This window comes from Streptococcus equi subsp. zooepidemicus (genome assembly GCF_015689395.1).
In the GTDB taxonomy this organism is placed as follows: domain Bacteria; phylum Bacillota; class Bacilli; order Lactobacillales; family Streptococcaceae; genus Streptococcus; species Streptococcus equi.
Map to the genome: position 1 here is coordinate 1,878,037 of NZ_CP065054.1, position 26,462 is coordinate 1,904,498.

Consider the following 26,462-nt stretch of genomic DNA (forward strand, 5'->3'; position numbering starts at 1 on the left):
CACTGTGGAGATTATAGGGCTTTTTGAGTACCAAAAAGTCCCATAAGACTTATAATGAAAAGCGACTAAACAACTCATTAGAAAGTATCTTATGGAACACCTCAATAATACCACATTACTTATCGGAATCAAAGACAAACATATCACCTTGACTAAAGCTATCCAACATGATACTCATATCGAAGTTATCGCTACACTAGACTATAACCCTCCTAAACGTAAGCACTGTAGGGGTAAACAAATTAAGTATGACTTCCAGAAGCCCTCTAAAATTCCCTTTATCGAAATTGGAGGCTTTCCTAGTCTCATTCGTTTGAAAAAAAGAAGGTTTCAATGCAAATCCTGTCGAAAAGTCACTGTATCTGAAACTACCCTGGTTAAGAAAAATTGCCAAATTTCTGAGATGGTGAGACAGAAAATCGCTCAGCTTTTACTCAACAGAGAGGCTCTCACCCATATCGCTTCTAAGCTCGCTATCTCCACTTCTACCGTCTATCGCAAGCTTAAGCAGTATCATTTCCGAGAGGATTACGCCAATTTGCCAGAAGTTCTCTCTTGGGATGAGTTCTCTTATCAGAAAGGCAAATTAGCCTTCATTGCTCAGGATTTTAACACTAAGAAAATCATTACCATTCTTGATAATAGACGTCAAACAACCATCCGAAATCATTTCTTTAAGTACTCTAAAGAGGCTAGAAACAAGGTGAAAGTCGTTACTGTCGATATGTCTGGAAGTTATATTCCTCTCATTAAAATTCTATTTCCTAAGGCTAAAATCGTTCTCGATCGTTTTCACATTGTCCAGCACATCAATAGAGCTCTCAAGCAAACACGTAGTGACATCATGAAACCATTTGACAAGAAGTCTCTTAAATATAGAGCTCTTAAGTACTACTGGAAGCTTATTCAAAAGGATAGCAGAAAACGGTCTCTTAAGCCTTTCTATTCTCGCACCTTCAGACAAACCTTAACTCCTAGAGAATGTCTCAATAAGATCTTCTCACTAGTGCCTGAGTTAAAATCTTATTATGACCTGTACCAGCTGCTCCTTTTTCACCTGCAAGAAAAGAATGCCAAGCATTTCTTTGGTTTAATTCATGACACACTACCACATCTTAATCAGACTTTTAAAACAGCTCTAAATACCTTTAGTCGCTACCAAGACTACATCACCAATGCCATTGAACTGCCTTATTCTAACGCTAAGTTAGAAGCCACTAACAAACTTATCAAAGATATCAAGCGCAATGCGTTCGGATTTCGGAACTTTGACAACTTTAAAAAACGCATCTTCCTCGCTTTGAACATCACAAAAGAGAAGACAACCTTCGTCTCCTCTCGTGCTTAGTTATCAGTCACCCACTACAGTTGACATGGAGCCAAACTCCGCCAGTAGGACTCGAACCTACGACATCATGATTAACAGTCATGCGCTACTACCAACTGAGCTATGGCGGATCTAAGCTAAGCAACTTCCGTATCTCACAGGGGGCAACCCCCAACTACTTCAGGCGTTCTAGGGCTTAACTACTGTGTTCGGCATGGGTACAGGTGTATCTCCTAGGCTATCGTCACTTAACTTACGAGTCTTCTCCACTCAAAATTGAATAACTATAGTCTAACAAGAATTCCTTAAGCTGTCAATAGCGACTGGTTTCATCTTTTGGATAAGTCCTCGAGCTATTAGTATTAGTCCGCTCCATGTGTCACCACACGTCCACTCCTAACCTATCTACCTGATCGTCTCTCAGGGCTCTTACTAACTTAACGTTATGGGAAATCTCATCTTGAGGGGGGCTTCGCACTTAGATGCTTTCAGCGCTTATCCCTTCCCTACATAGCTACCCAGCTATGCCTCTGGCGAGACAACTGGTACACCAGCGGTAAGTCCACTCTGGTCCTCTCGTACTAGGAGCAGTTCCTCTCAAATTTCCTACGCCCGCGACGGATAGGGACCGAACTGTCTCACGACGTTCTGAACCCAGCTCGCGTGCCGCTTTAATGGGCGAACAGCCCAACCCTTGGGACCGACTACAGCCCCAGGATGCGACGAGCCGACATCGAGGTGCCAAACCTCCCCGTCGATGTGAACTCTTGGGGGAGATAAGCCTGTTATCCCCAGGGTAGCTTTTATCCGTTGAGCGATGGCCCTTCCATACGGTACCACCGGATCACTAAGCCCGACTTTCGTCCCTGCTCGAGGTGTTGCTCTCGCAGTCAAGCTCCCTTATACCTTTACACTCTGCGATTGATTTCCAACCAATCTGAGGGAACCTTTGGGCGCCTCCGTTACATTTTAGGAGGCGACCGCCCCAGTCAAACTGCCCGTCAGACACTGTCTCCCTAGACGATTAGCCTAGTGGGTTAGAGTAGCCATAACACAAGGGTAGTATCCCAACAACGCCTCCATCGAAACTGGCGTCCCGACTTCTATGGCTCCTACCTATCCTGTACATGTGGTACAGATACTCAATATCAAACTGCAGTAAAGCTCCATGGGGTCTTTCCGTCCTGTCGCGGGTAACCTGCATCTTCACAGGTACTAAAATTTCACCGAGTCTCTCGTTGAGACAGTGCCCAAATCATTACGCCTTTCGTGCGGGTCGGAACTTACCCGACAAGGAATTTCGCTACCTTAGGACCGTTATAGTTACGGCCGCCGTTTACTGGGGCTTCAATTCATACCTTCGCTTGCGCTAAGCACTCCTCTTAACCTTCCAGCACCGGGCAGGCGTCACCCCCTATACATCATCTTGCGATTTAGCAGAGAGCTGTGTTTTTGATAAACAGTTGCTTGGGCCTATTCACTGCGGCTGACTTGCAGTCAGCGCCCCTTCTCCCGAAGTTACGGGGCCATTTTGCCGAGTTCCTTAACGAGAGTTCTCTCGATCACCTGAGGCTACTCGCCTCGACTACCTGTGTCGGTTTGCGGTACGGGTAGAGTATACGTATCGCTAGAAGCTTTTCTTGGCAGTGTGACGTCTCTAACTTCGCTACTTAACTTCGCTCCCCTTCACAGCTCAATGTTATAGATGTAAGCATTTGACTCACATCACACCTCACTGCTTAGCCGGACTCTTCCAGTCGTCCGGTTTAGTTAGCCTACTGCGTCCCTCCATCACTATATACTCTAGTACAGGAATATCAACCTGTTGTCCATCGGATACACCCTTCGGTCTCTCCTTAGGTCCCGACTAACCCAGGGCGGACGAGCCTTCCCCTGGAATCCTTAGTCTTACGGTGGACAGGATTCTCACCTGTCTTTCGCTACTCATACCGGCATTCTCACTTCTATGCGTTCCAGCACTCTTCACAGTATACCTTCATCACACATAGAACGCTCTCCTACCATTACCTTAACGGTAATCCACAGCTTCGGTAAACTGTTTTAGCCCCGGTACATTTTCGGCGCAGGGTCACTCGACTAGTGAGCTATTACGCACTCTTTGAATGAATAGCTGCTTCTAAGCTAACATCCTAGTTGTCTGTGCAACCCCACATCCTTTTCCACTTAACAGTTATTTGGGGACCTTAGCTGGTGGTCTGGGCTGTTTCCCTTTCGACTACGGATCTTAGCACTCGCAGTCTGACTGCCGATCATATCTCATTGGCATTCGGAGTTTATCTGAGATTGGTAATCCGGGATGGACCCCTCACCCAAACAGTGCTCTACCTCCAAGAGACTTTATATCGACGCTAGCCCTAAAGCTATTTCGGAGAGAACCAGCTATCTCCAAGTTCGTTTGGAATTTCTCCGCTACCCACAAGTCATCCAAGCACTTTTCAACGTGCCCTGGTTCGGTCCTCCAGTGCGTCTTACCGCACCTTCAACCTGCTCATGGGTAGGTCACATGGTTTCGGGTCTACGTCCACGTACTTGCGCCCTATTAAGACTCGGTTTCCCTTCGGCTCCGTCTCTTCAACTTAACCTCGCACGTAAACGTAACTCGCCGGTTCATTCTACAAAAGGCACGCTCTCACCCATTAACGGGCTCGAACTTCTTGTAGGCACACGGTTTCAGGTTCTCTTTCACTCCCCTCCCGGGGTGCTTTTCACCTTTCCCTCACGGTACTGGTTCACTATCGGTCACTAGTGAGTATTTAGGGTTGGGAGATGGTCCTCCCAGATTCCGACGAGATTCCTCGTGTCTCGCCGTACTCAGGATACTGCTAGGGTTAAAGACTATTTCGAATACGAGGCTGTTACTCTCTGTGGCGACCCTTCCCAAGGCCTTCTTCTATAATCTTGTCGTCCCACAACGCAGTCCTACAACCCCGAAGAGTAAACTCTTCGGTTTGCCCTCCTGCCTTTTCGCTCGCCGCTACTCAGGCAATCGCGTTTGCTTTCTCTTCCTGCAGCTACTTAGATGTTTCAGTTCACTGCGTCTTCCTTCTCATAACCTTAACAGTTATGGATACTAGCCATTAGCTAGTGGGTTCCCCCATTCGGACATCTCTGGATCTTTGCTTACTTACAGCTCCCCAAAGCATTTCGTCGTTTGTCACGTCCTTCTTCGGCTTCTAGTGCCAAGGCATCCACCGTGCGCCCTTATTAACTTAACCTTATTTTTTCTTAAACTCGTTATCACAGCGTTTCGGTTTATTTCTTGTTACTTTCTTACAATCTTTTTTGATTGCGGAATGTGATATAGTTATTCAATTTTCAATGGACAAGATTAAGATACTAAGACCGTCCCAACTTGTTGGGCATTTTTGTAGAAAAATAGGAAATCGACGATGTGTGCTTTACACACGAGGAGATTTATCTTTTTTCCTAAAAAATGAGGTCGTGTTCAATTACTTGAACGATATCTTATATATCTTAGAATACAGAAAATTAGGTAACCCAAACATTTCTTTGTATCCTAGATAATGGAGCCTAGCGGGATCGAACCGCTGACCTCCTGCGTGCAAAGCAGGCGCTCTCCCAGCTGAGCTAAGGCCCCACAAGACCTCTCAAAACTAAATAAGACTTCCAAACATGCTTCCATTTTTCCTTAGAAAGGAGGTGATCCAGCCGCACCTTCCGATACGGCTACCTTGTTACGACTTCACCCCAATCATCTATCCCACCTTAGGCGGCTGGCTCCTTAACGGTTACCTCACCGACTTCGGGTGTTACAAACTCTCGTGGTGTGACGGGCGGTGTGTACAAGGCCCGGGAACGTATTCACCGCGGCGTGCTGATCCGCGATTACTAGCGATTCCGACTTCATGTAGGCGAGTTGCAGCCTACAATCCGAACTGAGATTGGCTTTCAGAGATTAGCTTGCCGTCACCGGCTTGCGACTCGTTGTACCAACCATTGTAGCACGTGTGTAGCCCAGGTCATAAGGGGCATGATGATTTGACGTCATCCCCACCTTCCTCCGGTTTATTACCGGCAGTCTCGCTAGAGTGCCCAACTTAATGATGGCAACTAACAATAAGGGTTGCGCTCGTTGCGGGACTTAACCCAACATCTCACGACACGAGCTGACGACAACCATGCACCACCTGTCTCCAATGTACCGAAGTAACTTCTTATCTCTAAGAATAGCATCGGGATGTCAAGACCTGGTAAGGTTCTTCGCGTTGCTTCGAATTAAACCACATGCTCCACCGCTTGTGCGGGCCCCCGTCAATTCCTTTGAGTTTCAACCTTGCGGTCGTACTCCCCAGGCGGAGTGCTTAATGCGTTAGCTACGGCACTAAGCCCCGGAAAGGGCCTAACACCTAGCACTCAGCGTTTACGGCGTGGACTACCAGGGTATCTAATCCTGTTTGCTCCCCACGCTTTCGAGCCTCAGCGTCAGTTACAGACCAGAGAGCCGCTTTCGCCACCGGTGTTCCTCCATATATCTACGCATTTCACCGCTACACATGGAATTCCACTCTCCCCTTCTGCACTCAAGTTTAACAGTTTCCAAAGCATACAATGGTTAAGCCACTGCCTTTAACTTCAGACTTATTAAACCGCCTGCGCTCGCTTTACGCCCAATAAATCCGGACAACGCTCGGGACCTACGTATTACCGCGGCTGCTGGCACGTAGTTAGCCGTCCCTTTCTGGTTAGTTACCGTCAAATGATGGACTTTCCACTCCCATCACTGTTCTTCTCTAACAACAGAGCTTTACGATCCGAAAACCTTCTTCACTCACGCGGCGTTGCTCGGTCAGGGTTCCCCCCATTGCCGAAGATTCCCTACTGCTGCCTCCCGTAGGAGTCTGGGCCGTGTCTCAGTCCCAGTGTGGCCGTTCACCCTCTCAGGTCGGCTATGTATCGTCGCCTTGGTAGGCCTTTACCCTACCAACTAGCTAATACAACGCAGGTCCATCTCATAGTGAAGCGTTTGCTTCTTTCAAGCCAATGACATGGGTCATTGGCTTTTATGCGGTATTAGCTATCGTTTCCAATAGTTATCCCCCGCTATCAGGTAGGTTACCTACGCGTTACTCACCCGTTCGCAACTCATCAGTCCAGTGCAAGCACCTGACCTCTGCGTTCTACTTGCATGTATTAGGCACGCCGCCAGCGTTCGTCCTGAGCCAGGATCAAACTCTCTTTAATTTAGTTTGAGCTCTTAACTCGACGTCATTACTGACTTGTTTCTTTATTGACAGGTTACTTCCGTAACCCGCACGTTTGGTCGTCTTATTCAGTTCTCAAAGGTCTTTATCGGGAAGACAGGATTCGAACCTGCGACACCTTGGTCCCAAACCAAGTACTCTACCAAGCTGAGCTACTTCCCGTAACTATGCACCCTAGAGGAGTCGAACCTCTAACCGCCTGATTCGTAGTCAGGTACTCTATCCAGTTGAGCTAAGGGTGCTTTTCCTTATGCTATGCCGAGGACCGGAATCGAACCGGTACGATGTTAACCATCGCAGGATTTTAAGTCCTGTGCGTCTGCCAGTTCCGCCACCCCGGCTCCCCAAAAGCGAACGACGGGATTCGAACCCGCGACCCCCACCTTGGCAAGGTGGTGTTCTACCACTGAACTACGTTCGCAACTCTATCAATGCCGGCTACATGACTTGAACACGCGACCCTCTGATTACAAATCAGATGCTCTACCAACTGAGCTAAGCCGGCCTATCTTATGCGGGTTAAGGGACTTGAACCCCCACGCCGTTAAGCGCCAGATCCTAAATCTGGTGCGTCTGCCAATTCCGCCAAACCCGCCTTTATGACCCGTACTGGGCTCGAACCAGTGACCCTTTGATTAAAAGTCAAATGCTCTACCAACTGAGCTAACGAGTCCTACGGTCCCGACGGGAATCGAACCCGCGATCTTCGCCGTGACAGGGCGACGTGATAACCGCTACACTACGGGACCTATTCATAACTTATGGGAGTTAACGGGATCGAACCGCTGACCCTCTGCTTGTAAGGCAGATGCTCTCCCAGCTGAGCTAAACTCCCCCAAGTGGATCTAAGCTAAGCAACTTCCGTATCTCACAGGGGGCAACCCCCAACTACTTCAGGCGTTCTAGGGCTTAACTACTGTGTTCGGCATGGGTACAGGTGTATCTCCTAGGCTATCGTCACTTAACTTACGAGTCTTCTCCACTCAAAATTGAATAACTATAGTCTAACAAGAATTCCTTAAGCTGTCAATAGCGACTGGTTTCATCTTTTGGATAAGTCCTCGAGCTATTAGTATTAGTCCGCTCCATGTGTCACCACACGTCCACTCCTAACCTATCTACCTGATCGTCTCTCAGGGCTCTTACTAACTTAACGTTATGGGAAATCTCATCTTGAGGGGGGCTTCGCACTTAGATGCTTTCAGCGCTTATCCCTTCCCTACATAGCTACCCAGCTATGCCTCTGGCGAGACAACTGGTACACCAGCGGTAAGTCCACTCTGGTCCTCTCGTACTAGGAGCAGTTCCTCTCAAATTTCCTACGCCCGCGACGGATAGGGACCGAACTGTCTCACGACGTTCTGAACCCAGCTCGCGTGCCGCTTTAATGGGCGAACAGCCCAACCCTTGGGACCGACTACAGCCCCAGGATGCGACGAGCCGACATCGAGGTGCCAAACCTCCCCGTCGATGTGAACTCTTGGGGGAGATAAGCCTGTTATCCCCAGGGTAGCTTTTATCCGTTGAGCGATGGCCCTTCCATACGGTACCACCGGATCACTAAGCCCGACTTTCGTCCCTGCTCGAGGTGTTGCTCTCGCAGTCAAGCTCCCTTATACCTTTACACTCTGCGATTGATTTCCAACCAATCTGAGGGAACCTTTGGGCGCCTCCGTTACATTTTAGGAGGCGACCGCCCCAGTCAAACTGCCCGTCAGACACTGTCTCCCTAGACGATTAGCCTAGTGGGTTAGAGTAGCCATAACACAAGGGTAGTATCCCAACAACGCCTCCATCGAAACTGGCGTCCCGACTTCTATGGCTCCTACCTATCCTGTACATGTGGTACAGATACTCAATATCAAACTGCAGTAAAGCTCCATGGGGTCTTTCCGTCCTGTCGCGGGTAACCTGCATCTTCACAGGTACTAAAATTTCACCGAGTCTCTCGTTGAGACAGTGCCCAAATCATTACGCCTTTCGTGCGGGTCGGAACTTACCCGACAAGGAATTTCGCTACCTTAGGACCGTTATAGTTACGGCCGCCGTTTACTGGGGCTTCAATTCATACCTTCGCTTGCGCTAAGCACTCCTCTTAACCTTCCAGCACCGGGCAGGCGTCACCCCCTATACATCATCTTGCGATTTAGCAGAGAGCTGTGTTTTTGATAAACAGTTGCTTGGGCCTATTCACTGCGGCTGACTTGCAGTCAGCGCCCCTTCTCCCGAAGTTACGGGGCCATTTTGCCGAGTTCCTTAACGAGAGTTCTCTCGATCACCTGAGGCTACTCGCCTCGACTACCTGTGTCGGTTTGCGGTACGGGTAGAGTATACGTATCGCTAGAAGCTTTTCTTGGCAGTGTGACGTCTCTAACTTCGCTACTTAACTTCGCTCCCCTTCACAGCTCAATGTTATAGATGTAAGCATTTGACTCACATCACACCTCACTGCTTAGCCGGACTCTTCCAGTCGTCCGGTTTAGTTAGCCTACTGCGTCCCTCCATCACTATATACTCTAGTACAGGAATATCAACCTGTTGTCCATCGGATACACCCTTCGGTCTCTCCTTAGGTCCCGACTAACCCAGGGCGGACGAGCCTTCCCCTGGAATCCTTAGTCTTACGGTGGACAGGATTCTCACCTGTCTTTCGCTACTCATACCGGCATTCTCACTTCTATGCGTTCCAGCACTCTTCACAGTATACCTTCATCACACATAGAACGCTCTCCTACCATTACCTTAACGGTAATCCACAGCTTCGGTAAACTGTTTTAGCCCCGGTACATTTTCGGCGCAGGGTCACTCGACTAGTGAGCTATTACGCACTCTTTGAATGAATAGCTGCTTCTAAGCTAACATCCTAGTTGTCTGTGCAACCCCACATCCTTTTCCACTTAACAGTTATTTGGGGACCTTAGCTGGTGGTCTGGGCTGTTTCCCTTTCGACTACGGATCTTAGCACTCGCAGTCTGACTGCCGATCATATCTCATTGGCATTCGGAGTTTATCTGAGATTGGTAATCCGGGATGGACCCCTCACCCAAACAGTGCTCTACCTCCAAGAGACTTTATATCGACGCTAGCCCTAAAGCTATTTCGGAGAGAACCAGCTATCTCCAAGTTCGTTTGGAATTTCTCCGCTACCCACAAGTCATCCAAGCACTTTTCAACGTGCCCTGGTTCGGTCCTCCAGTGCGTCTTACCGCACCTTCAACCTGCTCATGGGTAGGTCACATGGTTTCGGGTCTACGTCCACGTACTTGCGCCCTATTAAGACTCGGTTTCCCTTCGGCTCCGTCTCTTCAACTTAACCTCGCACGTAAACGTAACTCGCCGGTTCATTCTACAAAAGGCACGCTCTCACCCATTAACGGGCTCGAACTTCTTGTAGGCACACGGTTTCAGGTTCTCTTTCACTCCCCTCCCGGGGTGCTTTTCACCTTTCCCTCACGGTACTGGTTCACTATCGGTCACTAGTGAGTATTTAGGGTTGGGAGATGGTCCTCCCAGATTCCGACGAGATTCCTCGTGTCTCGCCGTACTCAGGATACTGCTAGGGTTAAAGACTATTTCGAATACGAGGCTGTTACTCTCTGTGGCGACCCTTCCCAAGGCCTTCTTCTATAATCTTGTCGTCCCACAACGCAGTCCTACAACCCCGAAGAGTAAACTCTTCGGTTTGCCCTCCTGCCTTTTCGCTCGCCGCTACTCAGGCAATCGCGTTTGCTTTCTCTTCCTGCAGCTACTTAGATGTTTCAGTTCACTGCGTCTTCCTTCTCATAACCTTAACAGTTATGGATACTAGCCATTAGCTAGTGGGTTCCCCCATTCGGACATCTCTGGATCTTTGCTTACTTACAGCTCCCCAAAGCATTTCGTCGTTTGTCACGTCCTTCTTCGGCTTCTAGTGCCAAGGCATCCACCGTGCGCCCTTATTAACTTAACCTTATTTTTTCTTAAACTCGTTATCACAGCGTTTCGGTTTATTTCTTGTTACTTTCTTACAATCTTTTTTGATTGCGGAATGTGATATAGTTATTCAATTTTCAATGGACAAGATTAAGATACTAAGACCGTCCCAACTTGTTGGGCATTTTTGTAGAAAAATAGGAAATCGACGATGTGTGCTTTACACACGAGGAGATTTATCTTTTTTCCTAAAAAATGAGGTCGTGTTCAATTACTTGAACGATATCTTATATATCTTAGAATACAGAAAATTAGGTAACCCAAACATTTCTTTGTATCCTAGATAATGGAGCCTAGCGGGATCGAACCGCTGACCTCCTGCGTGCAAAGCAGGCGCTCTCCCAGCTGAGCTAAGGCCCCACAAGACCTCTCAAAACTAAATAAGACTTCCAAACATGCTTCCATTTTTCCTTAGAAAGGAGGTGATCCAGCCGCACCTTCCGATACGGCTACCTTGTTACGACTTCACCCCAATCATCTATCCCACCTTAGGCGGCTGGCTCCTTAACGGTTACCTCACCGACTTCGGGTGTTACAAACTCTCGTGGTGTGACGGGCGGTGTGTACAAGGCCCGGGAACGTATTCACCGCGGCGTGCTGATCCGCGATTACTAGCGATTCCGACTTCATGTAGGCGAGTTGCAGCCTACAATCCGAACTGAGATTGGCTTTCAGAGATTAGCTTGCCGTCACCGGCTTGCGACTCGTTGTACCAACCATTGTAGCACGTGTGTAGCCCAGGTCATAAGGGGCATGATGATTTGACGTCATCCCCACCTTCCTCCGGTTTATTACCGGCAGTCTCGCTAGAGTGCCCAACTTAATGATGGCAACTAACAATAAGGGTTGCGCTCGTTGCGGGACTTAACCCAACATCTCACGACACGAGCTGACGACAACCATGCACCACCTGTCTCCAATGTACCGAAGTAACTTCTTATCTCTAAGAATAGCATCGGGATGTCAAGACCTGGTAAGGTTCTTCGCGTTGCTTCGAATTAAACCACATGCTCCACCGCTTGTGCGGGCCCCCGTCAATTCCTTTGAGTTTCAACCTTGCGGTCGTACTCCCCAGGCGGAGTGCTTAATGCGTTAGCTACGGCACTAAGCCCCGGAAAGGGCCTAACACCTAGCACTCAGCGTTTACGGCGTGGACTACCAGGGTATCTAATCCTGTTTGCTCCCCACGCTTTCGAGCCTCAGCGTCAGTTACAGACCAGAGAGCCGCTTTCGCCACCGGTGTTCCTCCATATATCTACGCATTTCACCGCTACACATGGAATTCCACTCTCCCCTTCTGCACTCAAGTTTAACAGTTTCCAAAGCATACAATGGTTAAGCCACTGCCTTTAACTTCAGACTTATTAAACCGCCTGCGCTCGCTTTACGCCCAATAAATCCGGACAACGCTCGGGACCTACGTATTACCGCGGCTGCTGGCACGTAGTTAGCCGTCCCTTTCTGGTTAGTTACCGTCAAATGATGGACTTTCCACTCCCATCACTGTTCTTCTCTAACAACAGAGCTTTACGATCCGAAAACCTTCTTCACTCACGCGGCGTTGCTCGGTCAGGGTTCCCCCCATTGCCGAAGATTCCCTACTGCTGCCTCCCGTAGGAGTCTGGGCCGTGTCTCAGTCCCAGTGTGGCCGTTCACCCTCTCAGGTCGGCTATGTATCGTCGCCTTGGTAGGCCTTTACCCTACCAACTAGCTAATACAACGCAGGTCCATCTCATAGTGAAGCGTTTGCTTCTTTCAAGCCAATGACATGGGTCATTGGCTTTTATGCGGTATTAGCTATCGTTTCCAATAGTTATCCCCCGCTATCAGGTAGGTTACCTACGCGTTACTCACCCGTTCGCAACTCATCAGTCCAGTGCAAGCACCTGACCTCTGCGTTCTACTTGCATGTATTAGGCACGCCGCCAGCGTTCGTCCTGAGCCAGGATCAAACTCTCTTTAATTTAGTTTGAGCTCTTAACTCGACGTCATTACTGACTTGTTTCTTTATTGACAGGTTACTTCCGTAACCCGCACGTTTGGTCGTCTTATTCAGTTCTCAAAGGTCTTTGTCTTACGAGACAACTATTACATTCTATCAGCTTAGGCTACCTTTGTCAACTACTTTTTTTACCTTTTTTCATTAACCTTAGCTAGCTCTCGTCGACAGCTTCATTAGTATACGATATCTTACCGACACTTGTCAACTAGTTTTGGACTTTTATTTTCCTCTTTCTTGGGAATGGGTATGCATCAGTAATAATTGTACAGCTGCTAACCTTTTTCCTAACCCTTTTAGACACTAAAAAACTCCCCTTATCGTTTTTAGTGATTGTTTTTCACTGTCCACTTTAAGAGGAGTGTCTAGTCATTGATGTCTAGGCGGTTTTGATTGAAAGGCTATTAGGTGTGATGTTAATTGGTAAAAGGTCTTTCTGTGCTGTCCTCCTTAGGTCATATAGCCCTCAGCAACCCGCTTTGACCAAAGCTCACATCTAGCCTACACTGCTTTAAAAACCCTGAGGTTCTAATCTTCAGCCTATATGACTGTTGCTGCAAGTAAAAGCCTACTAAAGAATCTTAGGCTATAAGGCGTAAGGGCAGATCATCATACCAATAGCTTTTTTGAAGTAAGCTATGATTTGTATGTCTTAGCTATTTTATGGTGTTTATTTGATTTGTTGTAATGTTGTCACATCATAGAGCACTAGGTGTCCTTTTTGGTCATAGAATTTGACACCCTCTGGCACGAAAATAAGATACTCCGGTTTAATGCCTGCTATTTCAGCTAACTGATTGATCTGACGTTCAAGAGTTGCCCGATCTAAACCATAATTAGGAATATCGTCAAATAAAGACTTGGTCTGCTCTGTGCCATCTGCGGCAGTATCTTGCGCTGACGGTTCCTGGTCTTTGGTTGGCTTAATAGTGCTTTCAGCTGCGTCTGAGGTCTTATTGCCTAATAATTCTTGAACCTTTTGCCATTCATCATGAGATAACTCATCTTTAGTAATGGTTCTTAAAGAGCGTCCACCAACTCTAGGAATGCTAAAGGAATCATTACGCCAAACAAAGGTTCCTTCAGCAAGAACGTCCTTAGGATCAAAAATATAGCCATCTGGAGCTGCGTACCGACCTGCCTTGATAGCTGCTTGGACCTCTTCGGCAGAGTGAATAATTTGCCAGTTTTTCATTGAAGCACGTTGATCAGCTGGTGTGACATTAGCAATGACTCCTCCAGCTTCATCATGATTTGGGTTAGACCAAACATCAGGACGAGTATTAGGGTGCTGCATGACATATTTGATGGTTGCAATCTGATCCTTAGTTAGCCATGAATAAGGTACAACATGGATATGATCGATGTGAGGAATGACAAAAGATGTCCCTGTATCATAGGTTGCATTACCAGCATGCATCGGTAGGCTGGATACCTCTACAGCTAGCTTTGGCTGAACGCCTGTATCAACAATGTCATAAATATAGTGTTGCTTATCCTTAAGCATGAGCTCTTGCTCTGCAAAGGCAATTTGTGTTAGGTCTAAATGCTCACGATCATAGAAATACTCTTTACCATCTTTTGTCATCATGTAACCAACCTTACCGCCATTGGTTACCTTGCGACTGACATGCTTAGCGTCAAATGACATGTCTTTGCCGTCTGATTGAACTAATGCCCTTGCAATCTCATCTGCTTGACCATGCTCCTGCAACCATTGTGCAACCTGATCAAGCTCCTCTTGCTCTAGCTCACCAAAGCCCATGTAATGGAAATGCTCCTCATGCTTAGCTGTGACACCCGCCTTATCAACAGAGGAAATAGATGCCTTACTAAAGACATAATGGTCACTCGTGTCATAAGGCTTGCCATCTAAGCCTTTACCATAAGCCTTAATCTGATGGCCAAGGAATTGATGTGTAACCTCTTTTGCAGTCTGGTCTTGAGTAGCTGGCTTTGGCTTAGCTATTAGACTGCCCTGCGTTTGACCTGCTAGGTAACGATCAGCCAAGGTTATTTCAAGGGCTGATAATTGCTCACGAGGAATAATATGGTAGTGATCTCCATGAGGGATAACATAGCCAAAGGCATTGGCAAGGGTCACCTGAGTTGGCTCAAAAATGAGACCATCTTCCTCGACGTGCCTGTATTTTTTATCCAAGCCATGCAATTGATCCAACAATTCTGCAAAGGTTTTATCTGCAAATGACAGGCTTGGATCTCCTACTGACGGCAAATTCCCAACTGAGTGGTGAATAGGGTTAACAGGAATATCATATGGTCTAGGCTGATCTCCTTGACCTGGTAAAGGCTGACCGCCAATAACACTTGGTTTTCCGCCTTGCTTGTTATTCCAATAGGCCTGCGCAGCTGCTAGCTCACTTGGGGATAAGTCCTTTTTAGGAATATAGTGGAAGTGACTGCCATGGGGCACTAAAAAGGCATCTCCCATGTCTCCAATAACATCTGTCGGGCTAAAGATATAGCCATCATCAGTTGTATAGCGTCCTTGACTTCTTGCTTCGTTAACAGCTGCCACCTCTGCCTTACTCAAGTGGGCAACCTTGGCCAAGCCTTTTTCCTTAGCTTCCTTTGTTCCCTTTTCAACCTGCTCAGCAATTTGCTGCTTGGTACGAATATTTTTACGCTTGCTTCCTGGCTTTAGATAAACATAATACTTGCCATCAACCTTGATAATATAGCCATCTAGAATCTCGTTAACAACATCAGACTGTTTAAACTGATAATTGGGGTCCGTCATTAATAGCTCTTCACTAAGAATAGCATCATAAGGAACCTTACCATTGTAGAAATGGAAATGATCACCATGTGAGGTTACATAGCCTTGATCTGTGATTTTAACAACGATTTGCTCTGCAGAGATCCCCTCTTCTGCGCTGATTTGATCCATTGTTTTTTCTTTGGGAAGGGCTTTTTTGCCATCCTTTGAATCAATATAGGCAATGCTATTATCTTTAGATGAGGAATTTAGAGCCTTATGCTTCCCAAACTGATATGAAGCAGCATTAGTAGCCAATAAAATGGCCACAGCTGATCCTAAAACAATATGCTTCTTTTTCACGTTTTCATCTCCCTTTATTTTAAGCTTTGGTAAAGAGCTTCCAAATTAGCTCTCAAATTGTCTAGATAGGACTTGTTGTTTTTGGGCGCTGCCTCTAGTGGACTGAGTAGCTTGACCTTTGCTCCTGCTGTTTTAGCTATCGCCTTAGCAATTTTAGGATTAACATTATCCTCTGCAAAAATCGTTTTTACCTTATATTCTTTAACAAAGTCTTGAATTTCAGTTAGTTGGCGAGGAGTAGGCTCTTGCTCTGGCGAAATACCAGAAATACCTAACTGCTTTAAGCCAAAGCGTTTTGCTAGATAAGAAAAGGCTGTGTGCTGTGTGACAAAGGTTTTAGATGATGTCTTTTTAAACTTTTTAGTGTACTCATCAGCCAGCTCTTTTGCTTCCTTTTGGAATGCTTGAGCATTCTCAGTGTAAATGGCCTCATGCTTAGGATCTAAACGACTGAGCTCCTTAGCAATAGCGAGTGCTTCTTCACCTGCTAAAATAGGATCTGTCCAGGTATGAGGATCATACAGGGTAGCAGGGTCAATGCCATCTGTCACCTCAATATCCTCCAAACCAGTAACACGATCTAAGGTTAAAGATTTGGAAGCTTCAAAAACAGCAACCTTTGATTTCTTCAAATTAGGATCCAAATCATCAGCCCAGGCCTCTAGGGTGTGAGAGTGATAAACAAATAAATCAGCATCGTAAATGGCAGCAACGTCATTTACAGATGGCTCAAAGGAATGAATCCCTGCCCCTGACTGAATCATCCGAACATCGTTTAGCTCACCAGATACCGCCTTTGTCATGGCGTAAATAGGATAAAAGCTAGTGACGATCGTCATGCCTCTTGACTGCTTGCTTTGCTCCTTGGGCTTGCTACAGGCAACAAGACCTGAAAAAAGAGCAAGCAACAGTGTTAAATGTATCCATTTTCTTTTCATATAATCTCCTTTGCTCATTAACCAGTTATGAACCGGTTAATTTTAACAGCTTTAGATGTATTTGTCAAATTTTTTAATAAAAAATAAAAGCCATTAAAACGATGGCTTAATCAGCCTCTAACCTGCTTAACCTTTATAAGAAGCCATAGCTCTATGATAAACTGTGGTCTGTGACGCATGACCTCACTGTCTGTTATCTTACTGTTGCATGATACGTTTAAAAAAGATTTAGCCTTCTTTTTTTAGATTGTAGAACGGCGCTGAACAATCACTTAACCGTCAAAAAAACGCCTTGATAGCTGCAAGACGTTTTTACTTATTTGGTTTTAGCTAGAGCGACGTTTTGTCACAAGACCGATGACAGCTGCAAGGCCTATTAATAGAACTCCCATGAACGCTACCATCGGCGCTGCTGATTCACCAGATCTTGGCAAAACCTTAGTCTCTTTTTTGCCTTCTTTAGGGGCTACACTGCGGTTTGATGAGGACTTGGTCTCTGGCTTAGCGACATTCTTATCCTTTTCAGGATCCTTTGGCTCCTTGCCTAAGGGCTTTGTGTCTTTAGAATGGCGCTCAGACTCGCTGAGCTTATTACCGGTTCTGATTTGAGCCTTGGTTAAGAAGCCGCTGACATCACTACCGGTAGAGGCTTTTTTAGGTATCTTGACCCCGTTGATAACAATCTCATAAAACATACCGTCCATGAGCTGATTCACAAAGGTTGCCTTACCAGATTGAGCAGTTTTGCCTATTGCCCTGATAGCTCCGTATCGATTTTTCAGCACAACCTCTTGCCCTACCAGCTTATTTCCATTGGCATCATAAACAGTTACTATGGCTGGTGTCTTAGAGTAAACAACAGGCTTTGTTCCTTTACCGTCGACATAAAAAGCAGCAGCCTTATGCTCATTAGGCTCACTCGTGCGAACAGTATAGCCCTGTAGCTTACCATCAATTGAGACACTGATATTACGTGATAGTGGTAGCTTGGTAAAGACTGCTTGACCATCAGCATTTGTCTTTGCTGAAGCAATTGTCGTCTTAGCACCGTCTATCAAAGCAGTCAGGCTGACCTCCTTGCCTGCGACGACCCTATCCTCTTTATCTAGAGCAGTGACAACAAAATGAAAGCCTTCCTCTAGCGGACTTGCCTTTCCATCCTCCTGCTTAGGAGTGTCCTTGGACTGAGGTGACGTACCTGATGACGAGCTTGATGAGGTGTCAAGGTAAGCGTTAACAGACATTTTTGTCATGACCTGCCCTATATACTTGCCATTGAGCTCATAGTGATAAAAGGTTCCGTCCAGCAAGCGATCCTTGAAGGTTACCTTTCCATTTTTATCTGAGACAAGACTTCCTACCAGCTGACCCTGGCGTGTTTTTAGGGTGACTGTTTGACCTTCTAGAGGCTCACTGTCTTGATTGCGGACCGTAATATCAATGACATTTTTACTATAAATAGGCTCCTTTGTCCCTGCTCCCTTGGCGACAAAGCTGGCTGCCTCTTTAGATCCGGCAAGACTAGTTCTCACTGTATAGCCCTTGGTTTCCCCGTCAACAGAAACGCTCAGGTTACGATTCAAGGGCAGTTGAGTAAAAATAGCCTGCCCGTCACTGTTAGAGACAGCAGAGGCCACCTGCTTAGCAGGATTAGCTGTCGTGTCTGACAAGATGACTGTTTTTCCCTCAAGGACGTGACCGTTGCTATCAAGTATCGTTGCAACAAAATCAAAGCCCTCAGCTGTTTGTGACGTCGCAGCTACAGCGTTGTCTCTGGCATAGGTCGTATAGGTGTTGACATTGGCTGCTAAGGCCAAGCTAGATATAACAGTAACCGTTAAAAGACTGACTTTTTTCAATGACTGTTTCTTCATAAAAAAGCTCCTTTATTTTGATTAACTAGCCTAGTTTTAATGGGGAATATCCCCTTGATACCCTTTCTGAGGTGATAGGAACAGCAGCGACCTCTCTTAGTCTACTATATCTAGGCTTCAAGACGAGAGCCTCAAAGTCTTCAAGCAACGAATCTACAAGAAAAGCAACCACCTTTACCACAGCAGAGGGCACCATGTGAGCAAACGACAAGAGCCGCTAGCCAAGTTAAGGCAATGCTTAATAGCCATTTTAGCTGCTCTCAAGGCTGTCGCTGCAGTGATGATGTGATTGTCTACACTTTTTAATAAAACTTAACTAGTTAAGATTTTTGTGCTGCTATCCTATCAAATAACCCCCGCCAAGTCAACAACAATGCTCATACCACAGCAAGCAAAACATTTTGATGATGACTGAACAGTCAAATCAGCCAAGCCCCAGGCAGCAAAAAAGAGGATTCAGACCAAATCCTCTCTACTAAGCCTGTTACTGTTGACCTATCATGATAAAGACAAAGGATACAGCTGCGCTGATATGAAGGTCTAATTAACAGTTACGACGGATACGCTTGTTAAGACTACCGTTACTAATCACACGAGATCATATCTCCCATCGCATAAGAATGACTGGCTTCATTATTCAGATTAACGATACACCTGCAGGTGCTGAGGAAGTACCTTGATAGTGATTGGTAAGGCCTCACCCTCATCACCGTCCACATTGATAGATAGCTGTCCTTCCTTCATGGCAATAGTGGCCTCCTTGAAGGTTTGATAGCCAAGTGTTTGATCTGAAGCCTCAACTCCCTTCAATAGGCTAGGAAGGGCCTTCACCGTTTCTAATAGATTGCTATCCTTCAGATAGATAAGGTGCAGCAAACCATCGTCTACACGCGCCTCTGGCAAAATCCGCTCAAAGCCCCCGATTGAATTGGTCAAGCCAATCAAGAGTGTTGTGCTGTTGATTTCTTTTGTTTTGCCATCAATATCTAGCTGGAAGGTATAGCTTTTATTTTTGATCAGCTGCTTAAAGCCTGACATAAAATAAGCCATTTTCCCAAAGGTCGTCTTCTCCTCAGGGGCAACATCATTGATCGCCTCTGGGAGCGTCCCTATGGCAACAACATTCATAAAGTAAGCATCGTTGACCTTACCAATATCCAGAGGACTGGTTGTCTCAAAGCTTATCTGATTAATCGCTTCCTCTGGATCTAACGACATGCCCAAGGCACGCGCCAAATCATTGACCGTTCCTAGAGGGAAAAAGCCAAACTTAGGGCGATAATCCTGCTCTGCAAGCCCACTGATCCCTTCATTGACAGTCCCATCACCTCCCATGACAAAGACACTATCTAACTGCTGCTGGGCTGCCTCATGCGCAAACCGTTTGGCATCTCCTCCTTTTTCAGTGTGCTTGACGTCAACATCATCAAAATACGAAGCTAGCTTATCATAGGCTAAGGCTTCATATTCCTTGGCTTTTTCGCCGCCGGAGCTAGGGTTAACAATCAATAGGGCTTTTTTCATTTATGATATCCTACATTTTCTATTAGATTTTACAACTATTATAATTGTTATTCAAAACCTCTTCAAATAATACTCACTATGTCATTAGTCAGTCTTAAAGCTTCTAATATGATTGCCGTTTAATGTTTCATTTTACTGAAATCTTTACCCAGCTAGCTCAATGCCTAACCAGTTGTGCTGTCTCTTAAGGTCAGCTCTGTCGCTAATGTTGTCATGGTCTTGACACGATCCGGGTTAAGGATGTTCCTATTAAGCACATCAACAGCCATACGTCCCATGTCCTCTGTAAATACGGTCACGCTAGAAAGCGCAGGAAAGACCTGTCTTGTTAAAGGAGTATCGTTAAAGGAGATAAGCTCAACACGCTCAGGCACCGCAAGCCCTCTTTCTTGGAGAGCTCTTAGAGCACCTATTGCAAGGGTGTCATTAGCAATAAAAAATGCTTTAGGCAAATCATCACCTAGCTCCTCAATCGCTTGTGTCATAAGCTCATAGCCAGATTGTGCTGAAAAAGGACCGATATAGACATATCTCGGCTGATAAATCCCATGCTCAGAGGCATAATTTTTATAGGTGCGAAAGCGCTGATCCACTAAGGCTTCTCTGCCATCAGTTGTCTTTTCCTCACCAGCAATCATGCCAATGCTATAAATCCCTTTAGTCATAAAATAATCAAGTACCTTTAGCACTGCATTGTCAAAGTCAGTTGTGACACAGGGGTGCCCCAATTCAAGCGTATCGCTGTCCACAAATACCAAATGCTGGGATAAAGCTTCAAGCTCCTTGATTTGACAAGCGCTAAACTTTCCAATAGCAATAATCCCAGCGTAATCACCTGAAATCCTCAAAATGTCATTGTTAAAATAACGAACAATATCATAATCCAATTCATAAGCCCTTTTTTCAATGCCAATGCGAATCGCATAATAGTAAAGGTCATTGAGCTCCTCTTCTTGAGAGTACCATTGAACAATAGCTATTTTTAGCTTTGATTTGGGGCTATTTGTCGTTTTTAAATGCTTTTGGTAGCCCAGCTCATCAGCAATTGTGAGAATACGGTGCTTTGTCTCTTGACCAACAGACAAGCTTTGATCCTTATTTAAAACCCTAGAAACAGTTGCAGGGGAAACCTTGGCCAGAGCTGCAATATCCTTAAGCGTTACCATATCAAACCTTCTTTCTAATTTCTTCTAGTATATCACAAGCATTCTTAAAAGCAATATTTAGTAAAATTTTAGTAAAAATATTGACGAGTAGCTTAGCGAAGAGTACAATCAAGCTATCAATATCGTTAAAGGAGCCGCTAATGGATATCGCGCAACTTAAGCAAAGCTTTACTGACGTTTTTGGCAAGGAGCCAGATGCTGTCTTTTTCTCACCGGGTCGCATCAACCTCATTGGTGAACACACCGATTACAATGGTGGGCATGTCTTTCCAGCTGCTATCAGTCTGGGAACCTATGGACTGGCCCGCAAGCGTGAGGATCAGCAGCTGCGCTTTTTCTCAGCAAATTTTGAAGAGGCTGGGATTATTGAGGTTGACTTAAATCATCTGGCCTTTGATAAGGCTGACCTTTGGGCTAATTACCCTAAGGGAGTCCTCTCCTTTTTGCAAAAAGCTGGGCACCCTATTGATACAGGCTTTGAGCTTTACGTTTTTGGCAACATTCCAAATGGGTCTGGCCTGTCCTCCTCGGCATCACTGGAGCTTTTGACAGGCATTGTGGCACAAGAGCTGTTTGAGCTCAATGTGGATCGGTTAGATCTGATTAAAATCGGTCAGCAAGCTGAAAATCACTTTATCGGGGTGAATTCAGGTATCATGGACCAATTTGCTATAGGTATGGGAGCTGATAAACAGGCTCTATACCTTGATACCAACACCTTAGCCTATGAGGCTGTTCCGCTTGACCTTGGTGATCATGTGATTGTCATCATGAATACCAACAAGCGTCGAGAGCTAGCCGATTCAAAGTACAATGAACGCCGAGCAGAGTGTGAACAAGCCCTTGAGGAATTAAATACCCTTCTTGACCTTAAAGCACTGGGAGAATTAGACGCTCAGCGCTTTGATGAGTACAGCTACCTTATCAAAGATGGTAAACGTCTCAAACGCGCTCGCCACGCTGTTTTGGAAAATCAACGAACACTCCAAGCAAGACAGGCCCTTGAAGCAGGAGCATTGGAGCAATTTGGTCGTCTGATGAATGCTTCTCATGTATCCTTGGAGCATGATTATGAGGTCACAGGCCCTGAGCTGGACACACTGGTCCACACCGCTTGGGAGCAAGAAGGGGTCCTAGGGGCTCGCATGACAGGAGCAGGCTTTGGAGGCTGTGGCATTGCTATCGTGGCTAAGGATAAGGTAGATAGCTTTATCGAAACAGTTGGCAAGGCCTATACTGAGGTCATTGGCTATGCTCCAGCCTTTTATCTGGCTGAGATTGCTCAGGGAGCACGACTACTTTCAAGGAAATAAGGTATGGCAAGCTTAATAGACACCTTTGTAAGGAAGGTGATTGAACACAGCGACTACACATCAGAGGACGCTATTTATATCCGCAATCGGGTTTTAGCATTGGTCGGTGAAAACCATGTCTGGCAAGAAACCTCTTTGACAGCCTTAATAGCTCTTAAGGAGGCATTGGCTGATCTAGCTGCTGAAAATGGCAAAATAGGCAGACTTCCTGAAGAAAAAGACTGCTTAGGAGCTGAATTAATGAACATGATAACCCCTATTCCAAGTGTGGTTAATCGTCGCTTCTGGGATACCTATGCACAATCTCCTCAACAGGCTATCTCAGATTTTTACCAGCTTAGTCAGCTAAATGACTACATCAAAATAGCAGCAATTGCCAAAAACATCTCCTTTACAGTGCCTTCTCAATATGGTGATATGGCTATTACCATTAACCTATCAAAGCCTGAAAAGGACCCTAAGGCCATTGCAGCCGCTAAGAAGGCTAAGGCATCCTCTTATCCAAAATGCCAGCTTTGTATGGAAAACGAAGGCTATCAGGGACGGATTAACCACCCGGCTCGAGCTAATCACCGTATTATCCGTATGAGCTTAGGCAATGAGGCTTGGGGGTTCCAATATTCACCCTACGCTTATTTTAATGAGCACAGTATTATTTTTAATACTGAGCATGTGCCAATGATTATCAGCGCAAGCACATTCAGACAGCTCCTTGATATTGTTGATAGACTGCCAGGTTATTTTGCCGGCTCTAATGCTGATCTGCCTATCGTTGGCGGCTCTATTTTGACCCACAACCATTACCAGGCCGGTCGTCACGTTTTTCCGATGGAAATCGCAAAACAAGACAAACGCTTTACCTTTAAAGGATTTCCAGACATACAGGCTGCCACTCTCAACTGGCCTATGTCAGTTATCCGACTGCGCAGCAGCAGCAAAGACCAGCTGGTTCAATTAGCAGATGTGATTCGACTGGCTTGGCGTCATTATTCTGATGACAGTGTTGATATTGTTGCTTATACCAAGCAAGAGCCTCACCATACCATCACACCTATTGCCAGAAAAAAAGAAGGGCAGTTTGAATTAGACTTGGTCCTACGTGATAACCATACCTCTGAGCAATTTCCAGATGGTGTTTACCACCCACATGCAGATGTTCAGCACATTAAAAAAGAGAACATCGGCCTTATCGAGGTTATGGGGCTAGCTATTTTACCACCGCGCCTCAAAGAGGAATTGGTTGAGGTCAAAAAATATATCCTCAATCAAGCCAATCAAATCGCAAATTACCACAAGGACTGGGCTAATCAGATCAAGTTACGACCAGACCTCTCAGCCACAGCTCTTGATGACATTATTCAAGAAGAGGTCGGCTCTGTCTTTGTTCGTGTCCTTGAGGACGCTGGCGTCTACAAACGTGATCAAGAAGGTCAAGCAGCCTTTATGCGTTTTCTTAAGAGCATTGGCATTGAAGCAATTGAAGAATAGGAGGAAAAAATGACTGTTCTAGTTTTAGGTGGTGCAGGCTATATTGGATCACATACAGTGGACAGGCTAATATCACAGAAAGAAGAAAAAGTCATTGTTGTTGATAGCTTGGTGACAGGACACCGTAAGGCCGTTCACCCAGAAGCTATTTTCTACAAAGGAGACTTAGCAGACAAAGCCTTTATGCGTCAAGTCTTTAGGGACAATCCAGACATAGACACTGTGATTCACTTTGCTGCCTCTTCCTTGGTCGCAGAATCAATGGCAGACCCTCTGAAATACTTTGACAATAACACAGCAGGTATGATTAAGCTGCTTGAGGTCATGAGAGAAGCCAAGGTTAAGCGCATTGTCTTTTCATCAACAGCAGCCGTCTATGGCATTCCAAAAACAGTCCCCATCTTAGAGTCAGCGCCTAAATGCCCAATCAATCCTTATGGCCAAAGCAAGCTTATGATGGAAACGATAATGACCTGGGCCGACAAAGCCTATGGCATCACATTTGTGGCCCTTCGTTACTTCAATGTTGCCGGAGCAAAGCCAGATGGCTCTATCGGTGAAGACCACGAGCCAGAAACACATTTATTACCCATTATCCTACAGACTGCACAGGGAGTGCGTGAGCAGGTGATGATTTTTGGTGACGATTATGACACACCAGATGGTACTAACGTTCGAGATTACGTCCATCCTATCGATTTAGCTGATGCACACATTTTAGCGATGGCATATCTGCGTCAGGGCAAACCATCACAGGTCTTTAATCTAGGCTCCCAAACAGGCTTTTCCAATCGTCAACTGCTTGAAGCCGCTCGTCGGGTAACAGGACAAGCCATACCAGCCAAAAAAGCTGCAAGACGTCCCGGTGACCCAGACACCTTAATTGCGTCATCAGAAAAAGCACGCAAGGTTCTCAATTGGAAGCCAAGCTATGACGATATTGATAAGATAATCGCATCAGCCTGGGCCTGGCATACCAAGCACCCAAAAGGGTATGACGATAAAACAAGTAGCAGCTAGTCCCTCAAGGCAGCTACCACAGTAAGTACTCAGCCTCCCTTAATTCATACACCTATACTAATAGGAGAAACAAACTGTGAACATTTATCAAGACATCATTGAATACATCGATCAAGTACCAGTCACCCAGCTAAGACTGATTAATGCTAACGGTGTTGAGGCTCACCTGCTGACACTAGGAGCGACCCTACAGGCCTTTCTAGTGCCAAATGAAAAGCAGCCAAAAAATATCATTTTGGGACATAACCGACCAAGTGACTATCTAAAAAACCCTCTTTGTGCAGGGCAAACCATTGGCCGAGTAGCAGGTCGCATAAAGGGAGGAAGCTTTCAGCTAGAGCAGCAAAGGGTTTGTGTTGACACCAATGAAAATGGGCATTGCCTGCATGGAGGCTTCAAGGGCTTTCATAAGCTTCATTGGCCTTATGATACCCGCCAAACAGCTGATTACCTTGAAGTAACCTTTAAAAGGGATATTTTAGAAGCAGATGACCATTTCCCAGGTGACCTGACCGTAAGCATTACCTACCGTCTAGACAACCATAATCGTTTAAGCATTCACTTTAAGGCTCATAGCATGAGAGGCACTAGCCTATTCAATCCAACCAACCATGTTTATTTTAATTTAGGGCAAACACAAGACCTAACCAATCACAGCCTACACATCGCAGCCTCACATAGGATTGAAACAGATAATGAGTTAATCCCAACAGGTCAAAAGCTAGCAGTTGACCAGACGGTCTATGATTTTAGATCAATAAAACCCCTCTATCCTGCTATTGTCGAAAATAATGGCTTTGATACCGCCTTTGAAATTGATCAGCAGGCTATTGGAACAACCCAACCCATTGCTGTCTTACAAGACAGCATCAGCCATGACCAAATCAGTATCTACTCCGATCGAAATGCACTCGTCATTTACACTATGGACAGTATCCAAGATGGCTTGTATTTTGGAAGAGACCAGGGCAAAGTGGGGCTTGCTCGTGAGGGGATCGCTATGGAAGCGCAAACCCTGCCTGATGCTATCCACCACAACCAATTTGGTGACATTATCCTCAAAGAAGGAGATACCAAAAGCTACACTATCTGCCTGGCCTATGAACATCTGCCAGACTAGATAAGTAGTAGCCAAGCTTTAATAAAGTAACAAGACCTTGATTTTTTTGAATTGCACCCCAACAGTTAGCCAAAAACTCTAACAGGCTGGGGTCAGTTCATTCATCAAGGTCTTTTCTTCTTTTTATCTATAGGCGTTACAAAAAGGACATGAAACGACAAGCCTTTGGACTTAACTTTAAAAACTTCAAAACCAAGAGCCCCAATGCTTTGAACATCACAAAAGAGAAAATAAAAATGATCTCCTCTCGTGCTTAGCTATAAGTCACTCACTACAGTTGACAAAGAGACAAAAAACACCCAAGATAAAACTCTTGAGTGCTCTGAAACGTTGATATAACTGAATATTAACGTTTTGAGGCACAGAGACTACGTCTCCTTTGCAGCCGTATTCGTA

Annotated in this window: 10 protein-coding genes, 12 tRNA genes and 6 rRNA genes; 5 read left to right on the forward strand and 23 right to left on the reverse strand. The window is 45.8% G+C overall.

Going from position 1 to position 26,462, the window contains the following annotated elements:
• Nucleotides 1-91 precede the first annotated feature (91 nt).
• Nucleotides 92-1,348: an ISL3 family transposase gene (locus I2432_RS08920; protein WP_206158736.1), complete on the forward strand. Its 1,257-nt coding sequence runs from the start codon at nucleotides 92-94 to the stop codon at nucleotides 1,346-1,348.
• A 36-nt stretch (nucleotides 1,349-1,384) separates the two neighbouring features.
• Here the strand turns inward: I2432_RS08920 and I2432_RS08925 are convergent.
• The 23 genes from I2432_RS08925 to I2432_RS09035 all read right to left on the reverse strand — a co-directional run bounded on the left by I2432_RS08925 (nucleotide 1,385) and on the right by I2432_RS09035 (nucleotide 21,125).
• A tRNA-Asn gene (locus I2432_RS08925) sits at nucleotides 1,385-1,458 on the reverse strand.
• A gap of 5 nt (nucleotides 1,459-1,463) precedes the next feature.
• Nucleotides 1,464-1,579: ribosomal RNA gene (rrf, locus tag I2432_RS08930) — 5S ribosomal RNA — on the reverse strand.
• Between the two features lie 84 nt (nucleotides 1,580-1,663).
• Nucleotides 1,664-4,563 (reverse strand): 23S ribosomal RNA (locus I2432_RS08935).
• Nucleotides 4,564-4,873: 310 nt separating this feature from the next.
• A tRNA-Ala gene (locus tag I2432_RS08940) sits at nucleotides 4,874-4,946 on the reverse strand.
• A gap of 55 nt (nucleotides 4,947-5,001) precedes the next feature.
• Nucleotides 5,002-6,550: ribosomal RNA gene (locus I2432_RS08945) — 16S ribosomal RNA — on the reverse strand.
• Nucleotides 6,551-6,658: 108 nt separating this feature from the next.
• Nucleotides 6,659-6,732, reverse strand: a tRNA-Pro gene (locus I2432_RS08950).
• 6 nt (nucleotides 6,733-6,738) lie between these two features.
• Nucleotides 6,739-6,812, reverse strand: a tRNA-Arg gene (locus I2432_RS08955).
• Between the two features lie 14 nt (nucleotides 6,813-6,826).
• Nucleotides 6,827-6,911: transfer RNA gene (locus I2432_RS08960), tRNA-Leu, on the reverse strand.
• An 8-nt stretch (nucleotides 6,912-6,919) separates the two neighbouring features.
• Nucleotides 6,920-6,991 (reverse strand) — tRNA-Gly (locus I2432_RS08965).
• 11 nt (nucleotides 6,992-7,002) lie between these two features.
• A tRNA-Thr gene (locus I2432_RS08970) sits at nucleotides 7,003-7,075 on the reverse strand.
• 8 nt (nucleotides 7,076-7,083) lie between these two features.
• Nucleotides 7,084-7,165 (reverse strand) — tRNA-Leu (locus I2432_RS08975).
• A 5-nt stretch (nucleotides 7,166-7,170) separates the two neighbouring features.
• Nucleotides 7,171-7,243, reverse strand: a tRNA-Lys gene (locus tag I2432_RS08980).
• 3 nt (nucleotides 7,244-7,246) lie between these two features.
• A tRNA-Asp gene (locus I2432_RS08985) sits at nucleotides 7,247-7,319 on the reverse strand.
• A gap of 13 nt (nucleotides 7,320-7,332) precedes the next feature.
• Nucleotides 7,333-7,405, reverse strand: a tRNA-Val gene (locus I2432_RS08990).
• A 14-nt stretch (nucleotides 7,406-7,419) separates the two neighbouring features.
• Nucleotides 7,420-7,535: ribosomal RNA gene (rrf, locus tag I2432_RS08995) — 5S ribosomal RNA — on the reverse strand.
• A gap of 84 nt (nucleotides 7,536-7,619) precedes the next feature.
• Nucleotides 7,620-10,519: ribosomal RNA gene (locus I2432_RS09000) — 23S ribosomal RNA — on the reverse strand.
• A gap of 310 nt (nucleotides 10,520-10,829) precedes the next feature.
• Nucleotides 10,830-10,902, reverse strand: a tRNA-Ala gene (locus tag I2432_RS09005).
• Nucleotides 10,903-10,957: 55 nt separating this feature from the next.
• Nucleotides 10,958-12,506 (reverse strand): 16S ribosomal RNA (locus I2432_RS09010).
• The 16S, 23S and 5S rRNA genes sit together here with 12 tRNA genes alongside, the layout of an rRNA operon.
• A 705-nt stretch (nucleotides 12,507-13,211) precedes the next feature.
• Nucleotides 13,212-15,623, reverse strand: a complete 2,412-nt coding sequence (locus I2432_RS09015) for a pneumococcal-type histidine triad protein (RefSeq protein ID WP_111678587.1) — start codon at nucleotides 15,621-15,623, stop codon at nucleotides 13,212-13,214.
• A 14-nt stretch (nucleotides 15,624-15,637) separates the two neighbouring features.
• Complete coding sequence (locus tag I2432_RS09020) at nucleotides 15,638-16,561, reverse strand: metal ABC transporter solute-binding protein, Zn/Mn family (protein ID WP_012677358.1); 924 nt, start codon at nucleotides 16,559-16,561, stop codon at nucleotides 15,638-15,640.
• Nucleotides 16,562-16,887: 326 nt separating this feature from the next.
• Nucleotides 16,888-18,435, reverse strand: coding sequence for an MSCRAMM family protein (locus tag I2432_RS09025; protein ID WP_111678589.1), 1,548 nt, complete (start codon nucleotides 18,433-18,435; stop codon nucleotides 16,888-16,890).
• A gap of 642 nt (nucleotides 18,436-19,077) precedes the next feature.
• The gene (locus I2432_RS09030; RefSeq protein WP_043041129.1) at nucleotides 19,078-19,959 is read right to left on the reverse strand and encodes a diacylglycerol/lipid kinase family protein; all 882 of its coding nucleotides are present in this window, start codon (nucleotides 19,957-19,959) and stop codon (nucleotides 19,078-19,080) included.
• 164 nt (nucleotides 19,960-20,123) lie between these two features.
• Entirely contained in the window at nucleotides 20,124-21,125 is a 1,002-nt protein-coding gene (locus I2432_RS09035) for a LacI family DNA-binding transcriptional regulator (RefSeq protein ID WP_043041131.1), read from the reverse strand.
• Nucleotides 21,126-21,265: 140 nt separating this feature from the next.
• On the opposite strand from I2432_RS09035, the gene I2432_RS09040 reads away from it, so the two are divergent.
• The 4 genes from I2432_RS09040 (at nucleotide 21,266) to I2432_RS09055 (ending at nucleotide 26,066) form a co-directional block, all read left to right on the forward strand.
• Nucleotides 21,266-22,438 carry a galactokinase gene (locus I2432_RS09040; protein WP_111678591.1) on the forward strand — a complete coding sequence of 391 codons (1,173 nt, stop codon included), beginning with the start codon at nucleotides 21,266-21,268 and terminating at the stop codon, nucleotides 22,436-22,438.
• A 3-nt stretch (nucleotides 22,439-22,441) separates the two neighbouring features.
• A complete protein-coding gene (gene galT / locus I2432_RS09045) occupies nucleotides 22,442-23,926 on the forward strand; it encodes a UDP-glucose--hexose-1-phosphate uridylyltransferase (RefSeq protein WP_111678593.1) in 1,485 nt (494 codons plus the stop codon).
• 9 nt (nucleotides 23,927-23,935) lie between these two features.
• On the forward strand, nucleotides 23,936-24,946 hold the full coding sequence (gene galE, locus I2432_RS09050) for a UDP-glucose 4-epimerase GalE (protein WP_037579560.1): 1,011 nt from the start codon (nucleotides 23,936-23,938) through the stop codon (nucleotides 24,944-24,946).
• Nucleotides 24,947-25,022: 76 nt separating this feature from the next.
• Nucleotides 25,023-26,066: an aldose epimerase family protein gene (locus tag I2432_RS09055; RefSeq protein ID WP_037579558.1), complete on the forward strand. Its 1,044-nt coding sequence runs from the start codon at nucleotides 25,023-25,025 to the stop codon at nucleotides 26,064-26,066.
• The last annotated feature ends 396 nt before the right edge of the window (nucleotides 26,067-26,462 follow it).